At 62.2% G+C, this 19,265-nt stretch carries 21 protein-coding genes; 5 read left to right on the forward strand and 16 right to left on the reverse strand.

Annotated features, from left to right (window positions below):
- Positions 1-9 precede the first annotated feature (9 nt).
- The gene (locus EFQ99_RS15215; protein ID WP_126921830.1) at positions 10-1,026 is read right to left on the reverse strand and encodes a DUF2125 domain-containing protein; all 1,017 of its coding nucleotides are present in this window, start codon (positions 1,024-1,026) and stop codon (positions 10-12) included.
- A 50-nt stretch (positions 1,027-1,076) separates the two neighbouring features.
- On the opposite strand from EFQ99_RS15215, the gene EFQ99_RS15220 reads away from it, so the two are divergent.
- Positions 1,077-1,607, forward strand: a complete 531-nt coding sequence (locus EFQ99_RS15220; protein ID WP_126921831.1) for a gamma-glutamylcyclotransferase — start codon at positions 1,077-1,079, stop codon at positions 1,605-1,607.
- A 2-nt stretch (positions 1,608-1,609) separates the two neighbouring features.
- Here EFQ99_RS15220 and EFQ99_RS15225 read toward each other — a convergent pair whose 3' ends face one another.
- The 4 genes from EFQ99_RS15225 to ftsE all read right to left on the reverse strand — a co-directional run bounded on the left by EFQ99_RS15225 (position 1,610) and on the right by ftsE (position 4,948).
- Positions 1,610-2,410, reverse strand: coding sequence for a lysophospholipid acyltransferase family protein (locus EFQ99_RS15225; RefSeq protein WP_126921832.1), 801 nt, complete (start codon positions 2,408-2,410; stop codon positions 1,610-1,612).
- Between the two features lie 88 nt (positions 2,411-2,498).
- The gene (locus EFQ99_RS15230; protein WP_208722763.1) at positions 2,499-3,215 is read right to left on the reverse strand and encodes a YdcF family protein; all 717 of its coding nucleotides are present in this window, start codon (positions 3,213-3,215) and stop codon (positions 2,499-2,501) included.
- A gap of 67 nt (positions 3,216-3,282) precedes the next feature.
- Positions 3,283-4,296: a cell division protein FtsX gene (locus EFQ99_RS15235; protein WP_126921834.1), complete on the reverse strand. Its 1,014-nt coding sequence runs from the start codon at positions 4,294-4,296 to the stop codon at positions 3,283-3,285.
- Positions 4,289-4,948, reverse strand: a complete 660-nt coding sequence (gene ftsE, locus EFQ99_RS15240) for a cell division ATP-binding protein FtsE (protein ID WP_008527718.1) — start codon at positions 4,946-4,948, stop codon at positions 4,289-4,291. Before ftsE ends, EFQ99_RS15235 begins: the two co-directional genes overlap by 8 nt.
- Before the next feature lie 206 nt (positions 4,949-5,154).
- Here ftsE and EFQ99_RS15245 point away from each other — a divergent pair, with 206 nt between their 5' ends.
- From EFQ99_RS15245 to EFQ99_RS15255, 3 genes are all read left to right on the forward strand, one after another.
- The gene (locus EFQ99_RS15245) at positions 5,155-5,805 is read left to right on the forward strand and encodes a hypothetical protein (protein WP_126921835.1); all 651 of its coding nucleotides are present in this window, start codon (positions 5,155-5,157) and stop codon (positions 5,803-5,805) included.
- A 132-nt stretch (positions 5,806-5,937) separates the two neighbouring features.
- On the forward strand, positions 5,938-6,480 hold the full coding sequence (gene hpt, locus EFQ99_RS15250; protein WP_126921836.1) for a hypoxanthine phosphoribosyltransferase: 543 nt from the start codon (positions 5,938-5,940) through the stop codon (positions 6,478-6,480).
- A gap of 126 nt (positions 6,481-6,606) precedes the next feature.
- A complete protein-coding gene (locus EFQ99_RS15255; RefSeq protein ID WP_126921837.1) occupies positions 6,607-6,966 on the forward strand; it encodes a response regulator in 360 nt (119 codons plus the stop codon).
- A 38-nt stretch (positions 6,967-7,004) separates the two neighbouring features.
- On the opposite strand, the gene EFQ99_RS15260 is transcribed toward EFQ99_RS15255, so the two are convergent.
- The 4 genes from EFQ99_RS15260 to argH form a co-directional block, all read right to left on the reverse strand.
- Positions 7,005-9,650 carry a TIGR02302 family protein gene (locus tag EFQ99_RS15260; RefSeq protein WP_126921838.1) on the reverse strand — a complete coding sequence of 882 codons (2,646 nt, stop codon included), beginning with the start codon at positions 9,648-9,650 and terminating at the stop codon, positions 7,005-7,007.
- A gap of 165 nt (positions 9,651-9,815) precedes the next feature.
- On the reverse strand, positions 9,816-11,084 hold the full coding sequence (gene lysA, locus EFQ99_RS15265; RefSeq protein WP_126921839.1) for a diaminopimelate decarboxylase: 1,269 nt from the start codon (positions 11,082-11,084) through the stop codon (positions 9,816-9,818).
- A gap of 12 nt (positions 11,085-11,096) precedes the next feature.
- Entirely contained in the window at positions 11,097-11,291 is a 195-nt protein-coding gene (lptM, locus tag EFQ99_RS15270) for an LPS translocon maturation chaperone LptM (protein WP_003582619.1), read from the reverse strand.
- A 155-nt stretch (positions 11,292-11,446) separates the two neighbouring features.
- The gene (gene argH / locus EFQ99_RS15275; RefSeq protein ID WP_126921840.1) at positions 11,447-12,850 is read right to left on the reverse strand and encodes an argininosuccinate lyase; all 1,404 of its coding nucleotides are present in this window, start codon (positions 12,848-12,850) and stop codon (positions 11,447-11,449) included.
- Positions 12,851-12,876: 26 nt separating this feature from the next.
- Here argH and tlpA point away from each other — a divergent pair, with 26 nt between their 5' ends.
- Positions 12,877-13,539, forward strand: coding sequence for a thiol:disulfide interchange protein TlpA (gene tlpA, locus EFQ99_RS15280; RefSeq protein WP_126921841.1), 663 nt, complete (start codon positions 12,877-12,879; stop codon positions 13,537-13,539).
- 305 nt (positions 13,540-13,844) lie between these two features.
- Here tlpA and EFQ99_RS15285 read toward each other — a convergent pair whose 3' ends face one another.
- The 7 genes from EFQ99_RS15285 to EFQ99_RS15315 all read right to left on the reverse strand — a co-directional run bounded on the left by EFQ99_RS15285 (position 13,845) and on the right by EFQ99_RS15315 (position 19,234).
- On the reverse strand, positions 13,845-14,726 hold the full coding sequence (locus tag EFQ99_RS15285; protein WP_126921842.1) for a 3-hydroxybutyryl-CoA dehydrogenase: 882 nt from the start codon (positions 14,724-14,726) through the stop codon (positions 13,845-13,847).
- Positions 14,727-14,872: 146 nt separating this feature from the next.
- Positions 14,873-15,802, reverse strand: coding sequence for an electron transfer flavoprotein subunit alpha/FixB family protein (locus tag EFQ99_RS15290; RefSeq protein WP_126921843.1), 930 nt, complete (start codon positions 15,800-15,802; stop codon positions 14,873-14,875).
- A gap of 26 nt (positions 15,803-15,828) precedes the next feature.
- Positions 15,829-16,578 carry an electron transfer flavoprotein subunit beta/FixA family protein gene (locus EFQ99_RS15295; protein ID WP_126921844.1) on the reverse strand — a complete coding sequence of 250 codons (750 nt, stop codon included), beginning with the start codon at positions 16,576-16,578 and terminating at the stop codon, positions 15,829-15,831.
- A gap of 171 nt (positions 16,579-16,749) precedes the next feature.
- Complete coding sequence (locus tag EFQ99_RS15300; RefSeq protein WP_126921845.1) at positions 16,750-17,547, reverse strand: rhomboid family intramembrane serine protease; 798 nt, start codon at positions 17,545-17,547, stop codon at positions 16,750-16,752.
- Between the two features lie 31 nt (positions 17,548-17,578).
- Positions 17,579-18,157, reverse strand: a complete 579-nt coding sequence (locus tag EFQ99_RS15305; protein ID WP_126921846.1) for a cob(I)yrinic acid a,c-diamide adenosyltransferase — start codon at positions 18,155-18,157, stop codon at positions 17,579-17,581.
- Between the two features lie 21 nt (positions 18,158-18,178).
- On the reverse strand, positions 18,179-18,382 hold the full coding sequence (locus EFQ99_RS15310) for a twin transmembrane helix small protein (protein ID WP_126921847.1): 204 nt from the start codon (positions 18,380-18,382) through the stop codon (positions 18,179-18,181).
- Between the two features lie 18 nt (positions 18,383-18,400).
- A complete protein-coding gene (locus EFQ99_RS15315) occupies positions 18,401-19,234 on the reverse strand; it encodes an SDR family oxidoreductase (RefSeq protein ID WP_126921848.1) in 834 nt (277 codons plus the stop codon).
- Positions 19,235-19,265: the final 31 nt, after the last annotated feature.

Below are 19,265 nucleotides of genomic sequence, written 5' to 3' on the forward strand. Positions count from 1 at the left end.
CCGGATCGGCTAGATCGGCGGAATCCGGCCAAGCGGGATGAAGCCGCTGACAGTGGCGTTGCCGTGATCGACGACGAGATCGACCGAGACCTTGTCGCTGCCGTTGGCTAGCGCCTTCAGGAGCTTCGTCGCCGTGTTCACCGTGGAGGCGATATCCGGGAAGGCTTGTTTCAGGCTATGGCCCCAGGGGCCGAGCTGTTCGATCTCCAGTTTGAATTTTCCCGACAGGAAGCCCTGTTCGTCGAAGGAGAAGGGACCGGTCAGGGTCATGACCTTTCCGTCGCCGATATCGGCGACGATACGGCGCAGTTCGCCGTTGGCACCATTGAGGCCGTTCGGATCACTGCCGTCGATCAGGCCGGCCTTGCCGGCGACGGTCAGGTCGATGCTGGCGGAGAGTTTCGGGAAGATCTGCGGCCAGTCCTTGATCGCCGTGTTTGCATCCTGCACGGAGATCGCGCCGTCGAGGTCGGCTCCATTCTGGCGGAGATGAATTTCGGTGTGGGCGGCATCGAAGCTGATGGTCTGGCCGGTGAACGAGGAGACCGCCGTGGCTTTCAGGCCGTCGATGACGGTCGAGCTGCGGTCGATGCCCTTGAGCCTGGTTGCAAGGCTCGATTGCAGGTTTGCCCATTGGGCCGAGATCGAAAGGCCGTTGCTGGTGCGGATTTCTGCCGGCGAATCGAGCTCCCAGACGATATGGCCGGGCGCATAGACCTGGGCTGCCGAGCGCAGCGCCCCGAAGCTGGCCGAGACGCCGTTGACGTTGTCGTCGACATCGATCTTGGAGCAGAATAGGCCGATGCGGAAGGGATAGCCGCGGAATTCGATATCGGAGCATTCGCCGCTGACGCCCGCCTGATTGCCTGGCGCGATTGCTTTCAGCACCGTGGTTTTCAACGCCGACGCCGCATAGAACCAGCCGCCGGTGTAAAGTGCGATTACCAGGAGGATGCCGCCGCCCAACAACCAGAATTTCTTGCCGCTGCTGGATTCGCCGCTGCCGGATCGGCTTGACGCTGCCATGATGTTCTCCAATGGTGAGTCGCAAATGTGATTCCGGTCTGGCGTGCGATATGGACGAATTTTGGGTATTTGGCTACGGCTCACTGATGTGGAATCCGGGCTTCGAGTTTTTGGAACGCGCAGAGGCTCTGGTGCATGGCTACAGGCGTTCGCTCTGCGTTCGCTCCTTCGTCCATCGCGGCACCCGCGACAATCCGGGCCTTGTTCTCGGCCTCGATAGAGGCGGAGCCTGTCGCGGCATGGCGTTCCGTATTTCGCCGAAAAAATGGGATGAGGTGATCGATTATCTCCGCGCCCGCGAACTCGTCACCAACGTCTATCTGGAGCGCCGGGTGCGGCTGCAGTTTACCGGCGGCCGCAGGACAGAAGCGGTCTCCTACATCGTCGATCGCGACCATGAGCAATATGCAGGCAGCCTCGATGCGCTGGAGGCGGCGCAGGTGGTCAACGTCGCCACGGGCCAGTCCGGCCCGAACGATGCCTATGTCTTCAATACGCTGGCGCATCTGAAGCAGATGGGCATTCGCGACCATTGGCTGGAGCAGGTCGTCGGCGAAGTGGAGCGGCTGCGCGCCGCCTGATCTCAAGCCGTCGCCGCCGTCTTCAGCTTGCGCAGTTCCGCGAGCCTTTCGACCGCCGTCGGCGGCAATGGCAGATGTGGATTGCGCTCGACGGTATCGATGAGGAGCTCGTCGCTTGCCCGCTCCGTCACCTCGATCAGCTGGGCGAAGAAGGCATCCGGGTCCATCCCCGGCATGATCGGCGGCAGGATCTTCACCTTGAAATGGCCGGGATAACGCCGGAAGCTCCGCCGCGGCCAGAAGAGACCGGGATGCATGGCAATCGGCACGACGGGGATGCCGAGATCGCGATACATGCGGGCGATGCCGTATTTATAGACCGGCTCGGCGCCCGGCGGGCGGCGGGTGCCCTCGGGATAGATGATGAGCTGGCGGCCGGTCGAAAGCTCCTCTTTCGTGCGTTTCAGCACTTCCACCATCACCTTGCCGCGGGCGCCGCGGTCGACCGGGATCATGCGCTGCTTCTTGGCATACCAGCCGAAGAGCGGAATCCACATCAGCTCGCGCTTCAGAATGTAGACCGGATCCTTCAGTCTGGGCAGCAGCGCATAGGTATCCCAGAAAGACTGGTGCTTCGGTGCCAGGATGAAGCTGCCGCCAGGCAGGTTTTCCAGACCTTCGACCTCGAAGGTCGTGCCGACGATGACGCGCATCAGCCAGTGGTTGGAGCGTGCCCAGTTCTTCGGGATCGCATAGGCCGTCAGGCGCGGAACCACGAAATAATAGGGCGAGAGCACGATCATCCGGATGATGAGGTTGGCGTAGAAGATCGTGTTGAAGAGAATAGAACGCAGGGCGATCATGAAACTTTCCCGAGGCATGCTCACGCGACCGGCCTACACGATATTGCCCGCCATAAAAAGCGTTTGATGACGCCTTGGCCCAAAAGCCTCAGTCCGAGGCGGAAAGGCTTGTCGAGCGCAGCCCGGTGTGGCGACCGAAGCCGGTGACGTTGCGGGCGCCGGCCAGCAGCACCTTCACATATTCGGCGAGCATGACGCGCATCGCATTCGGATCGGTAAACCAGTTGCGGGTCTTCAAATCCGAATTGACCACCGGATAGGGAATGAACTCGATGTCGGGATCGACGTAGGAAAGCTCGGCGAGGCTGCGCGGCATATGGTAGTTGTTGGTGACGACGATGACGCTCCTGTATCCGTTGGCATGGATCCAGTTTGAGGCCTCCTCGGCGTTGCCGATCGTGTCTATGGCATCGTGGCCGATATCGACGCAGCAGGAGAAGAGATCGGCCGAACCCTGCGTCATCTTGCGGATCTGCCTCGGCGTCGTTGTCGGATGGACGCCCGAGATCAGCAGCCGCTTGCCAGCGCCCTTCTGCAGCAGTTCCACGGCCTGGTCGATGCGCTGGTAACCGCCGGTCAGCACCACGATCGCATCCGCCTTCGGTTCGGCCGGGGGCTTCAGCGTCGTCACGGAATCGGCGAAACGCAGGAAGCCGCCGAACAACAGGGCGATCGCCAGCACGCAGGCAAAGCCCCCCCAGCGCAGCAGGCGACGGATCAGCCCGCGCCGCGGCGGCAGACCCGCCGGGCGATGAAGCTCCGGGCCCTGCCGAATCGGGTTGCGTGTCGTATGGCCCATGGTCATGAATCGTGATTATACGCTGATTGCGGCGCAGAACAGACGCTTTCATGGCAAAACGGCATGGTCACGATCAACTTGCAATGCCGTCGGTGCGCGTCGGATCCGAACGCAATGTATCGATTTCGTAGATCGTCCGCATGACGGTCAGCCGTGCCGTGATTGTCGTCAGCAGCGCGATCACGATCATCGTTGCGAAGATGCCGGCATAACCGAGCACGCCGACGGAGAAGGTGCCGAAGAGTGCGGTCGCCTGATCCGTTTCCGGGGTGGCCAGGGTGCGGCTCTGCCAGAAGCCGGCGGTGGCGAAGAAGAGCGCGGCGAGCGCGCTGCCGATCGCCGAGCCCTTGAGGCTGATCTTCAGGAAGTGCTTCTGGAATTCGGTGGCGACGAAGGAGCTTTCGGCGCCGACGAAATGCAGCACCTCGACGACGTGGCGGTTGCCCGACAGGGCCCCGCGCGTGGCGAAGACGACGGTGAGAACCATTGCGGTGAAGACCAGGAGCAGGATGCCGGTGCCGATCATCACGGTCGTGTGCGCCATGGACACCAGCCGGTCGACCCAGGTGCGGTGGTCGTCAAGGCTCGCCTGCGGGATGCTGTCCTTCAGGAGCGACCGCATCGCGTCGAAATCCGGCGGACTGCTCTCGTCGATGGTGATGACCACGAGGCGGGGAACAGGCAGGTCCTTGAGATCGAGGCCGGGGCCGAGCCACGGTTCGAGCAGGCGGGCGGTCGCCGCCTCGTCGACGATCTGGCCGCTCTTGGTGCCGACGAAGGTCATGGCCAGGTCGCGTGCCTGCGTCAGCGCCTTTTCCATGTCGAGATTGTCGTCGGGCTTGATCTGGATGGTGATCTCGCGGGAGATCTGGCTCTCCCAGCTTGCCGCCGTCGAACGCACCATGCTGACGCCGCCGAGCGTCAGGCAGGCGAGAAAGGCCATGATGGCGATGACCACCATCAGGGCATTGCCCTGGATGTTGGACGGCGGCAGGATCGGCGCGGTCGGGCGCACGCGCATTTCCGGCCGCTTCTGCTGGGCCTGGGCCGGCGCCTTCTCACGGCTTCTGGATGGGGGCTCAGTCATAGATATCGAGATGCCCCCCCGAAAGGATCATCCGGCGGGCTTCCACTTGTTCCATCAGCGCCAGATCATGCGTCGCGATCACGACGGCGGTGCCGAGCCGGTTCAGCTCGAGGAAAAGATTGAGCAGGCGCCTGGCCATCGGCGGGTCGACATTGCCCGTCGGCTCGTCGGCCAGCAGAACTTCCGGCCGGTCCATCAGCGCACGGGCGATTGCGGCGCGCTGCTTCTCACCGCCGGAAAGCACGGGCGGCAGGACATTGATGCGCTCGCCGAGGCCGACCCATTTCAGGAGCTCCAGGACATCGGTCTTGTAGGAACTCTCCTCCTTGCCGCGCACGCGCAGCGGCAGGGCGACATTCTCATAGGTCGTGAGATGGTCGAGGAGGCGGAAATCCTGGAAGACGATGCCGACGCGGCGGCGAAGCAGCGGCAGTTCGGGACGGGGAATTTCGGAAATATCGCGCCCGAACATGCGGATCAGGCCGCGCGTCGGCTGCAGGGACATGAAGAGCAGCCGCAGCAGCGACGTCTTGCCCGCGCCCGATGGGCCCGTCAGGAATTGAAAGGATTTTTTCGGAATGTCGAAGGTCAGGTCCCGGAGGATTTCCGGGCCCATGCCATAGCGCAAACCGACATTCTCGAAGTGGATCAACGGGCAGCTCAGTCTGTTCTTGGTTTCACCGCATGACTTGTTAACCAACACCGTTAACAGCCGGTAAATTTTGCCGGAAAGACGCCCGTTTGATGGCAATCTTTGCGAAGCATTAACCATTAAAATTTACGACTGAGCAGGATTCGTTTCAATGCCAAGATTTCCCCTGGCATCGAAACCATGTGGACATCTGCGAGGCAGCCATCATGGAAGCATCCTCCTTCAGCCGCCGGACGCCGGGCCAGGCCTATGATTTCCTGCCACCGGAACCAGCACACCGCCAGTACCGCAGGCCGCGTCCTGCCGACATTTCCGACGCCGAATTCGTCACTCTCGGCAAAGTCCGGCAGGAATTTAATGCCAGGACCCATCACGACAATCGCAGGCGCATGGCCCCTGCAAGCGTCGCACAGCCGCCATTCATGCTGGCGGCAGCCGCTTCGAGCCTGCAGGTCGCCGAATCCTGGCTGCAGCGCACCTCGATGCGCGGTTTCGCAGTGCTGGTGCTGGCGCTCGCCGTGCTCGTCTTCGGGCTCGCGGGCGGCTTTTCCGGTCTTTCCGGCGAGCGAGCCTCTTCGGGAGCGCCGCTGCACTTCACCCACGTGACGGTGACGCCGCGCGATGCGAACGGCATGCGCGTGCTGGTCATCAACGGCATCGTCGAAAACGAGAGCGGCACGACGCAGACGGTGCATCCGATCCGCGCCGATCTCGTAAGCGACGAACGGCTGACCGCCAGCATCGTCATCGATCCACCTGTCGACGTCATCTATGGCGGCCAGAGCCGGGGCTTTTCGGCGCGCGTCCAGCATGCCGGCGGCAAGATGCCGGAGGTCCGGCTTTCGTTCCTGCCATAGCGCAGTGGAGGCGTGACGGAGGACTTTCCCGCCACAGGTCGCGCCAATCGCGCTATTTTCATGGGCCGCGAGGCTGTTTCAAGCCCGCATATGTGCTAACGGCTTACCCTTCTTTTCATGGAGCAAGCCCCTATGCCTGTCGTGCGCGGAAAAAACATCGAGCCGCTCTTCACTGCCGAGCAGATCGCCGAGCGCAATCATTCGATGGCGCGCGAGATCGCCAACGGCCCGACCAAGGACCTGCTCGTCATTGCTGTGCTCAAGGGGTCGTTCATTTTCGCCGCCGACCTGATTCGTGCCCTGCATGACAGCGGGCTTGCCCCGGAAGTCGAATTCATTACCCTGTCGAGCTACGGTAGCGGCACGGTTTCGCAGGGTGTGCGTATCGTCAAGGATATCGACAGTGACGTGCATGGCCGCGATGTGCTGCTGATCGACGATATCCTCGAATCCGGCCGAACGCTGCTCTTTGCGAAGGAACTGCTTTTCGAACGCGGCGCCCGCAACGTTACGATCGCGGTGCTGCTCGACAAGCGGGTCAAGCGCAAGGAAAAGCTGGAAGCCGACTATGTCGGCTTCGAATGCCCCGACTATTTCGTCGTCGGCTACGGCATGGATGTCGCTTATGCCTTCCGCGAACTGCCCTTCGTCGGTGTCGTCACCGGGGATGCCTGAGCATCTCATGCTTTGGCGATCAAGACGGGTTGTTAACCATCCCGTCCATCGCTTCGTCATCTTTACCGATCGAAAAGGAAAGTCTGGTGATTTCCGTCGCGGGGCTGAAGACGGAGCAATGCACATATGGCAAGAATTCTGATTACGGAAGACGAGGACTCCCTGCGGTCTTTCGTAGCCCGGGCCTTGCGGCTCGACGGTCATGAGACCGATGAGGCGGCCGACGGCGCCGAGGGGCTGGAGAAGCTGAAGGACGGGGTCTACGATCTCTTGCTTTCGGATATCCGCATGCCCGTGATGGATGGTATCGAGCTTGCCCATCAGGCAAAAGACGCTTTTCCCAGCCTGAAGATCCTGCTGATGACAGGCTACGCCGAGCAGCGCGAGCGGGCCGACGACCTTGCCGAAAAGATCATCGACGTCGTCTCCAAGCCATTCGCGCTTCCCGATATCCGCAAGGCTGTCGCCCGGGCGCTCGTGGCCTAAAGCGAGCGCCTCTCGACCATTGCACGGCGGTGTGAGGCTTACTGGATGTCAAGAAGCCGTTCGAGATACCGCCGTTCCATCTCCTGCGGCGGATTGTTGCTGAGCTTCTCGCGGATCGCGTCGAGGATTTCGCGTGCTCGCTGGACGTCGATTTCGTCAGGGACCTTCACCTTGTTGTCGCCGAGATCCGGTCCCTCGGTACGCCGCAGCCGTCCGAGCGGGTCGCGGCCGTTCTGCTCGCCCTGGCCTACCTGGCCATTCGGTCCCTGTCCCTGCTGGCCCTGCTGCGCCTGCATCATCTGATTCATCATGTCGCGGGCACCCTGGCGAAGCGCTTCCAGGGCGCGGCCCTGATTCTCGACGGCCGTATCGCCGCGGCCCTGGCCAAGTTCGCGGCCTGCGCCTTCCATCTCGCGTTGGGCCTGGCCGAAGCCGGGACCGGGCTTCATGCCCATATCGCCCAGTTTTTTCTGCAATTCGCCGAGCTGCTTGCCGAGTGCGTCCTGCTGGGCACGCAACTGTTTCAGCGCCTCCTTGAGCTGCTCGGAAGTCATCTGGTCGGAGGGCTGCTGGCCCTGCTGGCCTTGCTGCTGGTCCTGCGGCTCGTCACTCTCTCCCGGATTCATCTCGTCGAGCAGCGGGTCGTTTTCGCCCATCTCGGGCTCGCCGCGCTGCATGCGGTCCTTGAGCTGCTGATCGAGGCGGAAGGTCTGCTCCATCAGCTTCTGCTGGTCGCGCAGGATCTCGCCGAGCTTGTCGATCTGCTTGCGGGCTTCGCTGTTTTCCTGGCTCTGCTGGCCCCGCTGCGGGCGGCCCGCCTGCAGGTTGTTCATCATGCGCTGCAAATCCGACAGCATTTGCTGGGCCGCGTCACGATTGCCGGAGCGGGCAAGATTCTCGATCTGGTCCATCATCCGTTCGAGATCCTGCTGGCGCAGGATGTTCTGGGCATTCTGGTTCGGCTGCATTGGTGCGTTCTGCATGCGCTGTGCAAGTTCGGTCAGGTAGTCCTGCATCGCCTTGCGCAGCTCATCCATCAGCTTCTTGATCTCCTCGTCGGATGCGTTGCGGTTCAACGCATCGGCAAGCTTCTGCTGGGCTTCACGCAGCTTGCGCTCGGCAAGCGAGAGATCGCCGTCCTCCATGCCGAGCGCAATCTCCCAGAGATACTGGGCGGTATCCTTCAGCGCATCTTCGCCCTTTGCGAGCTTCATCCGCGCCAGGGCGGATTCCAGCAGCAGGTAGTTGGTGAGTTTGGGGATCGTCTCCTCAGGCCGGATGGTCAGCGCTTCGTTCAGCGCGATCGCTTGCGGCATCTTGCGGGTATCGAGTGCGAAAACCTGTCGTTCCTCGGCGACGGCGGCCGCAAGCGGCTCGTTGAAGGGCCGCGACGGCAGCGTCATCTCATAAGGCGGGCTGCGGCCGGTCTGGCCGGCGCCATCCTTGGCGACGAGGGTAATGCGCACGCGCTTGCCGGAAAGCGGATGTTCCGTCAGGTTCCGGCTGGTCACGCCCTTGGCGTCGCGGGCGTTGCGGCGGGGGATATCCAGCCGGTATTCCGGCAGCGGATAGAGGGGTGTGGCCGCCTGATCGTTTTCCAGAGGAACGATCTCGGCGTGGGCTTCCTGGACGCCATAATCATCCTTGACGGTGAAGCCGATTTCGAGCGCGCCGTTGACGCTCGGCTTCGGTATGCCATCGAAGGCGATCTCAGGCGCCTTGTCGGGGAGGACGTCGAAACTCCAGCGGCGGCCGTTGACCTCCAGCGCGCCGTTTTCCTCGAGCTTCATCACATGTGTCTGGGCGATAAGAGCCTGGTTGGCGGGTGCGCCGTCCGGCTGCGTTCCGGCATTTGCCGCCGGTTGCTGCGGCTTTGTGTCCGCCTCCACTGATATATCCTGCGCTTCGCCATTCGCCTTGCGGAACACGACCTTCTCGGCCGTTTTTCCCCCGCTGACGCGCACGGTGAGGCCCGAAAACTGTGGGATGCCGATCGGCGCCTGCTCGCTGCCGTCAGCTGTGAGATAGACCGGCGCGCGGCCGGTATAAGAGGGCGGCGTCACCCAGGCGTCGATGCGCACCGCCGGATCGACCGTCACCTGCTCGGGTGCGGCCTGAAATGCGTCACTCACCGAGCCGCCGTTGATCGACAGCGAATAGCCGAAGGCGGTGACGAGCAGCAGCGCCGGCACGGCGCGAAGCGCGAAGCGGTCATGCGCGGCAATATCAGGTCTCGGCATGCCGGCATCGAGGGCGGCGATCTTTTCGGCCATGCGCGTCTGGTGTTCGCGCCAAAGGGCATACGCGAAGCGCGAATCGAAGGCCGGCTCGTCTTCCTGGACGGTGATCGGCTGGTGCGGCAGGCCGTTGCGCTCTTCCAGCATGCGGTCGGCGTCGGCGACATCAGGCCAGCGCAGCTTGCGGAAGGGGAGGAGCGAGACAAGGAAAGCGGCGGCGAAGGCGATCAGCAGCAGGATGCGCAGCCAGTCAGGCACGCTGCGGAAGAGGCCGAACCAGGAAGCGCAGAGATAGAACGCGATGACCGACAGGACTGGCATCAGAGGCGGCAGCAACTGCTCGAAGAAGAGCACCATGCGCGCCAGTATGCGTTTCGTCGTCACCAGCCGGGCGAGCGAAGGGCGGAGCGCAAATGCACCTTTCTTCTGCCTTGAGGGGCTTGTCATCGGTCCGGTCTCCGCGATCTGGCGTTCTGGTACAGAGGGCGCTTCCGGCGATTGCGGGGCAATACGCTCATGAACGAAAGGATAACACTGTTTGTGGCGAAGGCGAGGGCGAGCGGCCGGCAATACCGGCTTTTCACGTTTATTCGCCAAAAAGTGATGATCTCGTCAGTCGAGCCAGGCCGGAACCGAGTCGAGGCTGATCAGTTCGGCATAGGTTCTGCGGGGGCGAATGACATGGAAATCACTGTCCTTGACCAGAACCTCGGGCACCAGCAGACGGCTGTTATAGGTGCCTGCCTGAACCGCGCCATAGGCGCCGGCGGTGCTGACGGCCATGAGGTCGCCGGGCTTCGGCATCGCCATTTCGCGGTCGAGCGCCAGATAATCGCCGGTCTCGCAGACGGGGCCGACAACGTCGGCGCGGATGCGCGGCGCGTTCGCCGCCGAAATCGTCACCGGGCGGACCTCGTGATAGGCCTCGTAGAGCGTCGGGCGGATGAGATCGTTCATTGCGGCATCGACGATGACGAAGGTCTTTTCGCCGCCGTCCTTCACATAGAGGACCTCGGTCACCAGGATGCCGGCATTGCCGACGATGAGGCGGCCCGGCTCGGTGACGATCCTGCAGTTCAGGCCGCGCAGCTGGTTCTTGACGATCGCCGCATAGGCATCGGGCAGCGGCGGCGGATTGTTGTCATCCTTGTAGGGGACGCCGAGCCCGCCGCCGATATCGACGTGATGAATGGTGTGGCCATCGGCACGCAGCGTCGCGACAAGGTCGCGCAGCAGCTTGAAGGCGTCGTCGAAGGGCTGCAGCTCGGTGATCTGGCTGCCGATATGCATGTCGATGCCCGTGACTTCGATGCCCGGAAGCTTGGCGGCATGGGCGTAGATGGCGCGGGCGCGCTCCCAGGAGATGCCGAACTTGTTTTCCTTCTTGCCGGTCGAAATCTTCGCGTGCGTCTTCGCATCGACATCCGGGTTGATGCGGAAGGAGACCGGGGCCTTCTTGCCGGCGTTGACGGCGCGCTGGTTGAGGATTTCAAGTTCCGGCTCGGATTCGACGTTGAAGCAGTAGATGCCGGCCTCGAGGGCGAAATCCATTTCGAGGGGCGTCTTGCCGACGCCCGAAAACATGATGCGGCTCGCCGGAATGCCGGCGGCAAGCGCGCGGCGCAGCTCGCCTTCCGAGACGACGTCGATGCCGGCGCCGAGGCGGCCCAGCGTCTTCAGCACCGCCTGGTTCGAATTCGCCTTCATGGCGTAGCAGACCATGGAGTCGACATCGGCGAAGGCTTCGGAAAAGACGCGGTAGTGGCGCTCCAGCGTCGCGGTGGAGTAGACGTAGAAGGGCGTGCCGACCGCCTTGGCGATCTCGGGAACGGGAACATTTTCGGCGTGAAGGATGCCGTCGCGATATTCGAAGTGGTTCACAGGGTGCGCGCCTTAAAGAAGGGGATCGAGGAGGAAGGGCTTATCGACGGTACCCGGCTGTTTCGTCGGTTTGGAAACGTCGCCTTCCTTAGTTGCCGCAGCGCTCGGCGGATCGAGATCGCCCTTGCGTCCGCATCCGGCAACGGCAAGGCCGATGACGGCGAGCACCGCCGTCAGGCGGATGAGGTGCGGCAAGCTCTTCTGCATGGAGATCCTCTTATGCGGCATATGACTGAGATCATTCATATCGAACGATGGACATCTTCATAGCGAAGTTTAACTGCCTTGTGCACCCTGATTGTTGGGCGGTCTTTCCGCGCCGGCGGGAAGGGCGAGGCGGGTTTTCACCCGCCCGATATCTGTCAATTGCGGGCGCGCCAGAAGGCGATCTGCTTGCGCACTTCGGAGGGCGCCGTGCCGCCGAAGCTCTTGCGACTGGCGACGGACGCCTCCACGGTCAGCACGTCGTAGACTTTGTCAGTGATATCAGAATGGATCGCCTGCAGGTCGGAAAGCGCGAGTTCGGCGAGATCGCAGCCCTTGCTTTCGGCAAGTGCGACGGCGCGGCCGGTGACGTGATGGGCGTCACGGAAGGGAAGGCCCGCCTCGCGCACCAGCCAGTCGGCAAGATCGGTCGCCGTCGAATAACCGGATCCGGCCGCCGCCTTCATGCGTGCGGTGTTGACGGTCATGTCGCGCACCATGCCGGTCATGGCGGCGATCGCCAGTTCCAGGCTCTCGGCGGCGTCGAAGACCTGTTCTTTGTCTTCCTGCATATCCTTGGAATAGGCGAGCGGCAGGCCCTTCATGATCGTCAGCAGCGCCACCAGCGAGCCGTTGATGCGACCGGTCTTGGCGCGCACCAGTTCGGCGGCATCGGGGTTCTTCTTCTGCGGCATGATCGACGAACCGGTCGAAAACGCGTCGGAGAGGCGCACGAAACCGAATTGCGGAGTCGACCAGATGACGATCTCTTCCGCAAGGCGCGAGAGGTGCATGCCCGCGATCGCCGCGATCGACAGAAACTCGATGGCGAAGTCGCGGTCGGAAACCGTATCGATCGAATTGCGGGTCGGCTCGCGGAAGCCGAGCGCCTTGGCCGTCATGTGGCGGTCGATCGGATAGCCGGTGCCGGCAAGGGCGGCAGCGCCGATCGGGCTTTCGTCGAGATGTTCGATGGCATGGCGCACGCGCGAGCGGTCGCGGCCGAACATTTCGACATAGGCCATGCAATGATGGCCGAAGGTGACGGGTTGGGCGGTCTGCAGATGAGTGAAGCCGGGCATGACACTTTCGGCATGTTCCTCGGCGCGGTCGAGGAAGGCCGCGATCAGGCTCGTCAGCATCCGTTCGGTTTTCTCAAGCTCTTCCTTCACCCAGAGGCGGAAATCGAGCGCCACCTGGTCGTTGCGCGAGCGGGCGGTGTGCAGCCGGCCGGCCGCAGGCCCGATCAGCGTCGCCAGCCGCGCCTCGATATTCATGTGGATGTCTTCCAGCCGGCGCGAGAATTCGAAATTGCCGCCTTCGATTTCTGACAGGATCGTGTTTAGCCCGTGAACGATCTTGTCCTTATCCTCGGCTGAAATGATCCCCTGATGGGCGAGCATCGTCGCATGGGCGACCGAACCGCGGATATCCTGCGCGAATAGCTTCTTGTCGAAACCGATCGAGGCATTTATCTCCTCCATGATCGCGTCCGGGCCGGAGGCGAAGCGCCCACCCCACATCTGGTTGGAGGATTTGGTGTCCGTGTTGCTCTCGGCCATGGAAGATGCCCGTCCTGGAGAATGAAATGACGACGAAAAAACCCTTCGGCCTGCCGTCCGTAAAACTGATCGCAATCGCCGCCGTTGCAGGCATTGTTGCCGGTGCGGCAGCGGTATACGTGAAGGAGACGGGCATTGGCAATGGCATCGGCGGCAGCGCCTCGGCCGAATGCCCGTTGACGAAGGAGCGTGCCACCAATCTGACCCCGCTCATGAAGGGGCAGGTTGCCGCCATGGTTGCCGCGAACGAGCCGCGCAAGCTGACCGCGGTTTCCTTCAATGGCCCGGACGGCAAGCCGGTGACGCTCGATCATTTCGCCGGCAAGACCGTGCTTCTCAATCTCTGGGCCACTTGGTGCGTGCCCTGCCGCGAGGAGATGCCGGCCCTGAACGCGCTGGAAAAGAATATGGGAAGCGACAAGTTCCAGGTCGTGCCGGTCAATATCGACACCGGCGACGATGAGAAGCCCAAGGCCTTCCTCAGCGAAATCGGCGTTGATGCGCTGCAGCTTTACCGCGACAATACGATCGGCGTCTTCAACAGCCTGAAGAAGGAGGGCCTCGCATTCGGCCTTCCAGTCACGTTGCTGCTTGACGACAAGGGCTGCCTGATCTCCGCCATGAACGGCCCGGCCGCGTGGGACAGCGAGGATGCCAGGGCGCTGATCAAGGGTGCGATCGGGTCGTAAGGACCTCGGTCAGGAGTCTCCGTCCCCCTTGATGAGAAAGACACCCGCAAGTCCGATAAGGACGCAGCATTGTAGCAGGAACATGGGCGTTTCGGTCGACATGGCATTTCCTCCCCTTCACGGCAAGGAAAGCATTTCGCGAGCGTTTGTTCCACTCGCCCTTTCTAGGGATGGCCTGCCTAAAGCGCGTCGCGATCTTTCAGATTCGCTTGCCGCGCTTTAGGTCCTTGGTTTTGCGCATGTCTCGGCAAAAGCGTTTCACGCTTTGCCTGGCAAAACCGCTGCACACTTTTGCGCGACATGCTTTACCGCGTCGGGATCGGTACTTCGCCGCGGTAGTCGTAGAAGCCGCGGCCGGATTTACGTCCGAGCCAACCGGCTTCGACATATTTCACCAGCAACGGGCAAGGACGATACTTGGAATCGGCCAGACCGTCATGCAGCACCTGCATGATCGAGAGGCAGGTGTCGAGACCGATGAAATCGGCAAGCTGGAGCGGCCCCATCGGATGGTTGGCGCCGAGCTTCATCGCCGTATCGATGGCATCGACCGTGCCGACGCCTTCGTAGAGCGTATAGATCGCCTCGTTGATCATCGGCAGCAGGATGCGGTTGACGATAAAGGCCGGGAAATCCTCGGCGACGGTGACGGTCTTTTCCAGCGTGCCGACGAATTCCTTGGCGGCGGAGAAGGTCTTCTCGTCGGTCGCGATGCCGCGCACCAGTTCGACCAGCTTCATCACCGGCACCGGGTTCATGAAATGTATGCCCATGAAGCGTTCGGGGCGGTCGGTGGCGGCGGCCAGCCGGGTGATGGAAAGGGAAGAGGTGTTGGTGGCAAGCAGCGCCTCCGGCTTCAGCACCGGACAGACCTGCGTATAGATCTTGCGCTTGACGCTCTCGTCCTCGGTCGCGGCCTCGATGACGAGATCGGACGGAGCGAGATCGTTGACGTCGGCGGAGCCTGTAATGAGCGACAAGGTCGATTTACGTTCCTCATCGGTCATCTTGCCGTTCGTCACCAGCCGGGCGAGGTTGCCGTTGATGGTGGCAAGGCCGGATTCGATGCGGTCTTGCGCCAGATCGTAGATGTGAACTCTGTAACCTGCGGCGGCCGAAACATGCGCGATGCCGCAGCCCATCTGGCCCGCACCGATAATCCCAATATTCTTCAACACCGCACTCATCTCCAAACCCCCGCTCGGCATTCGCCCCCGCGCTGCCGCATTATTTAGCAATACTGCCGGGCGAAGGATCGCCCGGCAGCAGTAGTAGCCCGATAAGAGACAAATTTCCAGTCATTCGCAAGTGCGAAGAAAAGCATTTGGCCCGCTCAGAGCGCCTTTTCGAGTTCGGGCAGGATGTCGAAGAGATCGGCGACGAGGCCGTAGTCGGCGACCTGGAAGATCGGTGCCTCCTCGTCCTTGTTGATGGCGACGATCACCTTGGAATCCTTCATGCCGGCCAGATGCTGGATGGCGCCTGATATGCCGCAGGCGATATAGAGCTGCGGCGCCACCACCTTGCCAGTCTGGCCGACCTGCCAGTCGTTCGGGGCATAACCGGCATCGACGGCCGCACGGCTTGCGCCGACGGCAGCCCCGAGCTTGTCGGCAACCGGCAGGATGACTTCCTTGAACTTCTCCGCCGAGCCGAGCGCTCGGCCGCCCGAGATGATGATCTTCGCCGAGGTAAGTTCCGGACGGTCGGAAGCCGAGAGCGCATCGGAGACGAAGCGCGACAGGCCCGGATCCGAGATCGCCGGGATCGCCACGACCGCCGCGGAACCGTTTGTCGGGGCGGAGGCGAAGGAGGCGGTGCGCACGGTGATGACCTTCTTGGCATCCGTCGACTGTACCGTCTGGATGGCATTGCCGGCATAGATCGGACGCTTGAAGGTATCGGCGGAGATCACCTCGATGATCTCGGAGACCTGGGCGACATCGAGCAGGGCAGCCACGCGCGGCAGCACGTTCTTGCCGACCGAGGTCGCCGCCGAGACGATCGTGTCATAGGAACCGGCGAGCGAGACGATCAGGTCGGAAAGCGGCTCGGCGAGATTGTTGGCAAGCTCGTCGCTTTCGGCGAGCAGCACCTTGGAGACGCCGGCAAGCTTTGCCGCCGCATCGGCCGCGGCCTTAGCGCCCTTGCCGGCGACCAGCACATGGACATCGCCGCCGATCTGGGTTGCCGCCGTCAGCGCCTTGGCGGTCTGATCGGAGAGGCTCACATTGTCGTGGTCGGCCAGAAGAAGAATGGTCATGGTAATTTACTCCTGTTCCAACCCGATTAGAGCACGCCGGCTTCGTTCTTGAGCTTGTCGACCAGCTCGGCGACCGACTTGACCTTGACGCCGGCCTTGCGGCCACTCGGCTCCTCGGTCTTCAGCACCTTCAGCCGCGGCGTCGTATCGACGCCGAAGTCGGCAGGCGCCTTCTTGTCGAGCGGCTTCTTCTTCGCCTTCATGATGTTCGGCAGCGAGGCATAACGCGGCTCGTTCAGGCGCAGATCCGATGTGACCACCGCCGGCAGCTTGACCTCGATCGTCTGCAGGCCGCCGTCGACTTCGCGGGTGACAGTCGCTTTTCCATCGCCGATCTCGATCTTCGAGGCGAAGGTCGCCTGGGCCGAACCCAGCAGGGCCGCCAGCATCTGGCCGGTCTGGTTGCTGTCGTCGTCGATCGCCTGCTTGCCGACGATGACGAGCCCCGGCTGTTCGGCCTCGGCCACACCCTTGAGGATCTTGGCGACGGCCAGCGGCTCGACCTGATCGTCGGTCTCAACCAGGATTGCCCGGTCGGCGCCCATGGCGAGTGCCGTCCTCAGCGTCTCCTCGGCCTTACCAGGGCCGATCGACACCACCACCACTTCTTCGGCCTTGCCGGCTTCTTTCAGCCGCAGCGCCTCTTCCACCGAGATCTCGTCGAACGGGTTCATCGACATCTTCACATTGGCAAGCTCGACACCCGTGCCCTCCGGGCGCACCCGGATCTTCACGTTGTAGTCGACAACCCTTTTGACGGGCACGAGAATCTTCATGGGGTCCTTCCTTCGAGAGAAACTGGCTTCAGCGTTTTTAGGAAAATGCGCGCTTAGGCGCCGCTCCGATTGTCGAATGGCGACATGGATACGCGTTTTTCCTCCAAACACAACGCTTCCATGACGCTGACAGGCGATTCGCGTCGCCAATATATTACGTTTACGTTCACGTCAATATTGCTGTCGGCCTCTGCCCCAGCGAAGGCGCCGCGCCGTTTGTCCGTCGGTCCCGGCGGCGATGGCCGGACCGCTGCCGACCTCGCTTTTAACGGCGCGGGGTGTCACGATTTCCCGATCGAAGAGCGGCACATCGGACCGGCGCAAAACGAGGATCAGAAGAGCGCCGGCAAGGATGCCGCCGACATGAGCGCCCCAGGAAACGTCGCCATCAGGAGCGATCGCCAGCATGAGGAATTGTTGGCCGATCCACAAAAGCAGCGGCACGAAGGCCGGCAGCGGCAACGGCACACGGAAGAACACAAGCACCCAGACCCGGACGCGCGGATGCAGCAGGACATAGGCGGCAATGACGCCGGAGATCGCACCCGACGCGCCGACCAGCGGCGCTTCCGAGGTCATGCCCAGCAGGCCATGGCAAATCGCGCCGGCGGCGGCGCAGGCAAAGTAGAACACCAGGAAGCGCAGATGCCCCATCGCATCCTCGACATTGTCGCCGAAGACCCAAAGGAAGATCATGTTGGAAGCCAGATGCCAGAAGCCGGTATGAACGAAGGCATAGGTGAGGTAGGTCAGCGGTTCCGGCACGATTTCGAGGCCCTGCGCCAGCACCGCATGGCCGAAAGCAATCGCCGGGATGTAGCCGAGCGCGACCGTCGTCGCCTGGGCAGCCTGTTCGCTCTCCAGGCTGGTCAAAAGCCAGATCGCGACATTCAACGCGATCAGGGCGAGCGTCACCCACTGAACCTTGATATGTTTCAGCGTATTGGCATCATGGAGTGGTATGAACATAAGGCCCCCCGGCGATTGCGATCGCGGCAGGCTATCTGTTTTTTCCCGGAACCCAAAGCACATCCGCCTGGCCCTGGTCGTTTGCATGACGCGCCGCGACGAAGAGGAAATCAGAGAGGCGATTGACATATTTCATCGCTGCCTCCCCGACGATTTCGCCCTCGGTGCGGGCAAGCGCCACGATCAGACGTTCGGCGCGTCGCGCGACCGTGCGGGCGAGATGCAGATAGGCGGCAGCCGGGCTGCCACCGGGCAGGATAAAGGATTTGAGCGGCTCCAGGCCGGCGTTCAGTTGGTCGATGTCCCGCTCGATGCGATCGACCTGCGTCTCGACGATCCGCAGCGGCTCATAGGCCGGCGGCTCGCCGGTATCGGGCGTGGCGAGATCGGCGCCGAGATCGAAGAGGTCGTTCTGGATCAGCATCAGCATGGCGTCGAGATCAGGCAGGCCTGATGTATGCAGGCGCGCCAGGCCGATCGCGGAATTTGCCTCGTCGATCGTGCCGTAGGCCTCGACGCGCAGGTCGTCCTTTGTCCGGCGCGGGCCGGACACCAGCCCGGTCGTGCCGTCATCGCCTGTTTTCGTATAGATCTTGTTGAGTTTGACCACGATCTCCCCCTACGAACCCAGTCAGGTCGGCCGGCCGCCGCCGGTCAGCCAGAGCGTCAGCATGATCAGAATGACCGCAATCGCCTGCAGCAGGACGCGAAGCTGCATCAGCTTGTTGGAAACGTTGGCATCGCCGCCCTTCATCATGTTGAAGAGGCCGCGGATCAGGACGAGGGCGACGACGCCCATGACGATGATCGCAAGGATATAGGTGACCGTGGACATGGTATTCGACTTTCTTGGTCAGTCCGTCCGGCGCATCAGGCGGTAGAAGAGGTCTGCCGGAAGCAGCCGCTTCAGGAGCATGCCCTGTTTAGCCGGAGTCGTTACAGGATAATGTGGCCTCGGATTTTTCGAGTTCAATGCGTGCTTCAATACCGAATAGACCGCCTCGGGGCCAAGCTTGTGGCGATTGGGTGGTCCCGATCCGTCGAGCCTTGCCAGCTGTCTCATATAATCGACCGCGTGCGGGGAATTCTCGAGGTCGATATTCTCCTTGATCTTTACGAGCGCATTGGCGGTGAAACGTGTCGCGATCGGTCCCGGCTCGATCAGGCTCACATGAATGCCGCTGCCTTGCAGCTCCATGCGCAGCGTGATGCTGAGGCCTTCCAGGGCAAATTTCGAGGCGGTGTAGGCGCCGCGATAGCGGTAGGGGACCATGCCGAGGATGGACGAGCACTGCACGATCCGCCCCTGGCCTCGTTTGCGCATCGGAGGAATGACCTGACGTGTCAATTCGTGCCAGCCGAAGAAGTTCGCCTCGAACTGCGCGCGCAGCGCCGCCGTGGAAAGATCCTCTACGGCGCCGGGCTGGCCGTAGGCGCCGTTGTTGAACAGCGCATCAATGCGGCCGCCGCTGCGCTCCAGAACCGCGCTGACCAGCTCGGAAATCGTCTCGGTTCTGGTGTAATCCATCAGGAAGGCTTCGATGCCGTCGGCTTCCAGTCCTGCCAAGTCTGCCGTTTTGCGCACCGTCGCGAAGACACGCCAGCCGTCGGCTTTCAGCGCTCGCGCGCAATGAGCGCCGATACCGGACGAGCATCCGGTCACGACGATGGTGCGCTCTCCCGCCATGGAATGATTCCTGTACAAAATGGGACTCGTT

Source organism: Rhizobium vallis (assembly GCF_003985155.1).
GTDB lineage: Bacteria > Pseudomonadota > Alphaproteobacteria > Rhizobiales > Rhizobiaceae > Rhizobium > Rhizobium vallis.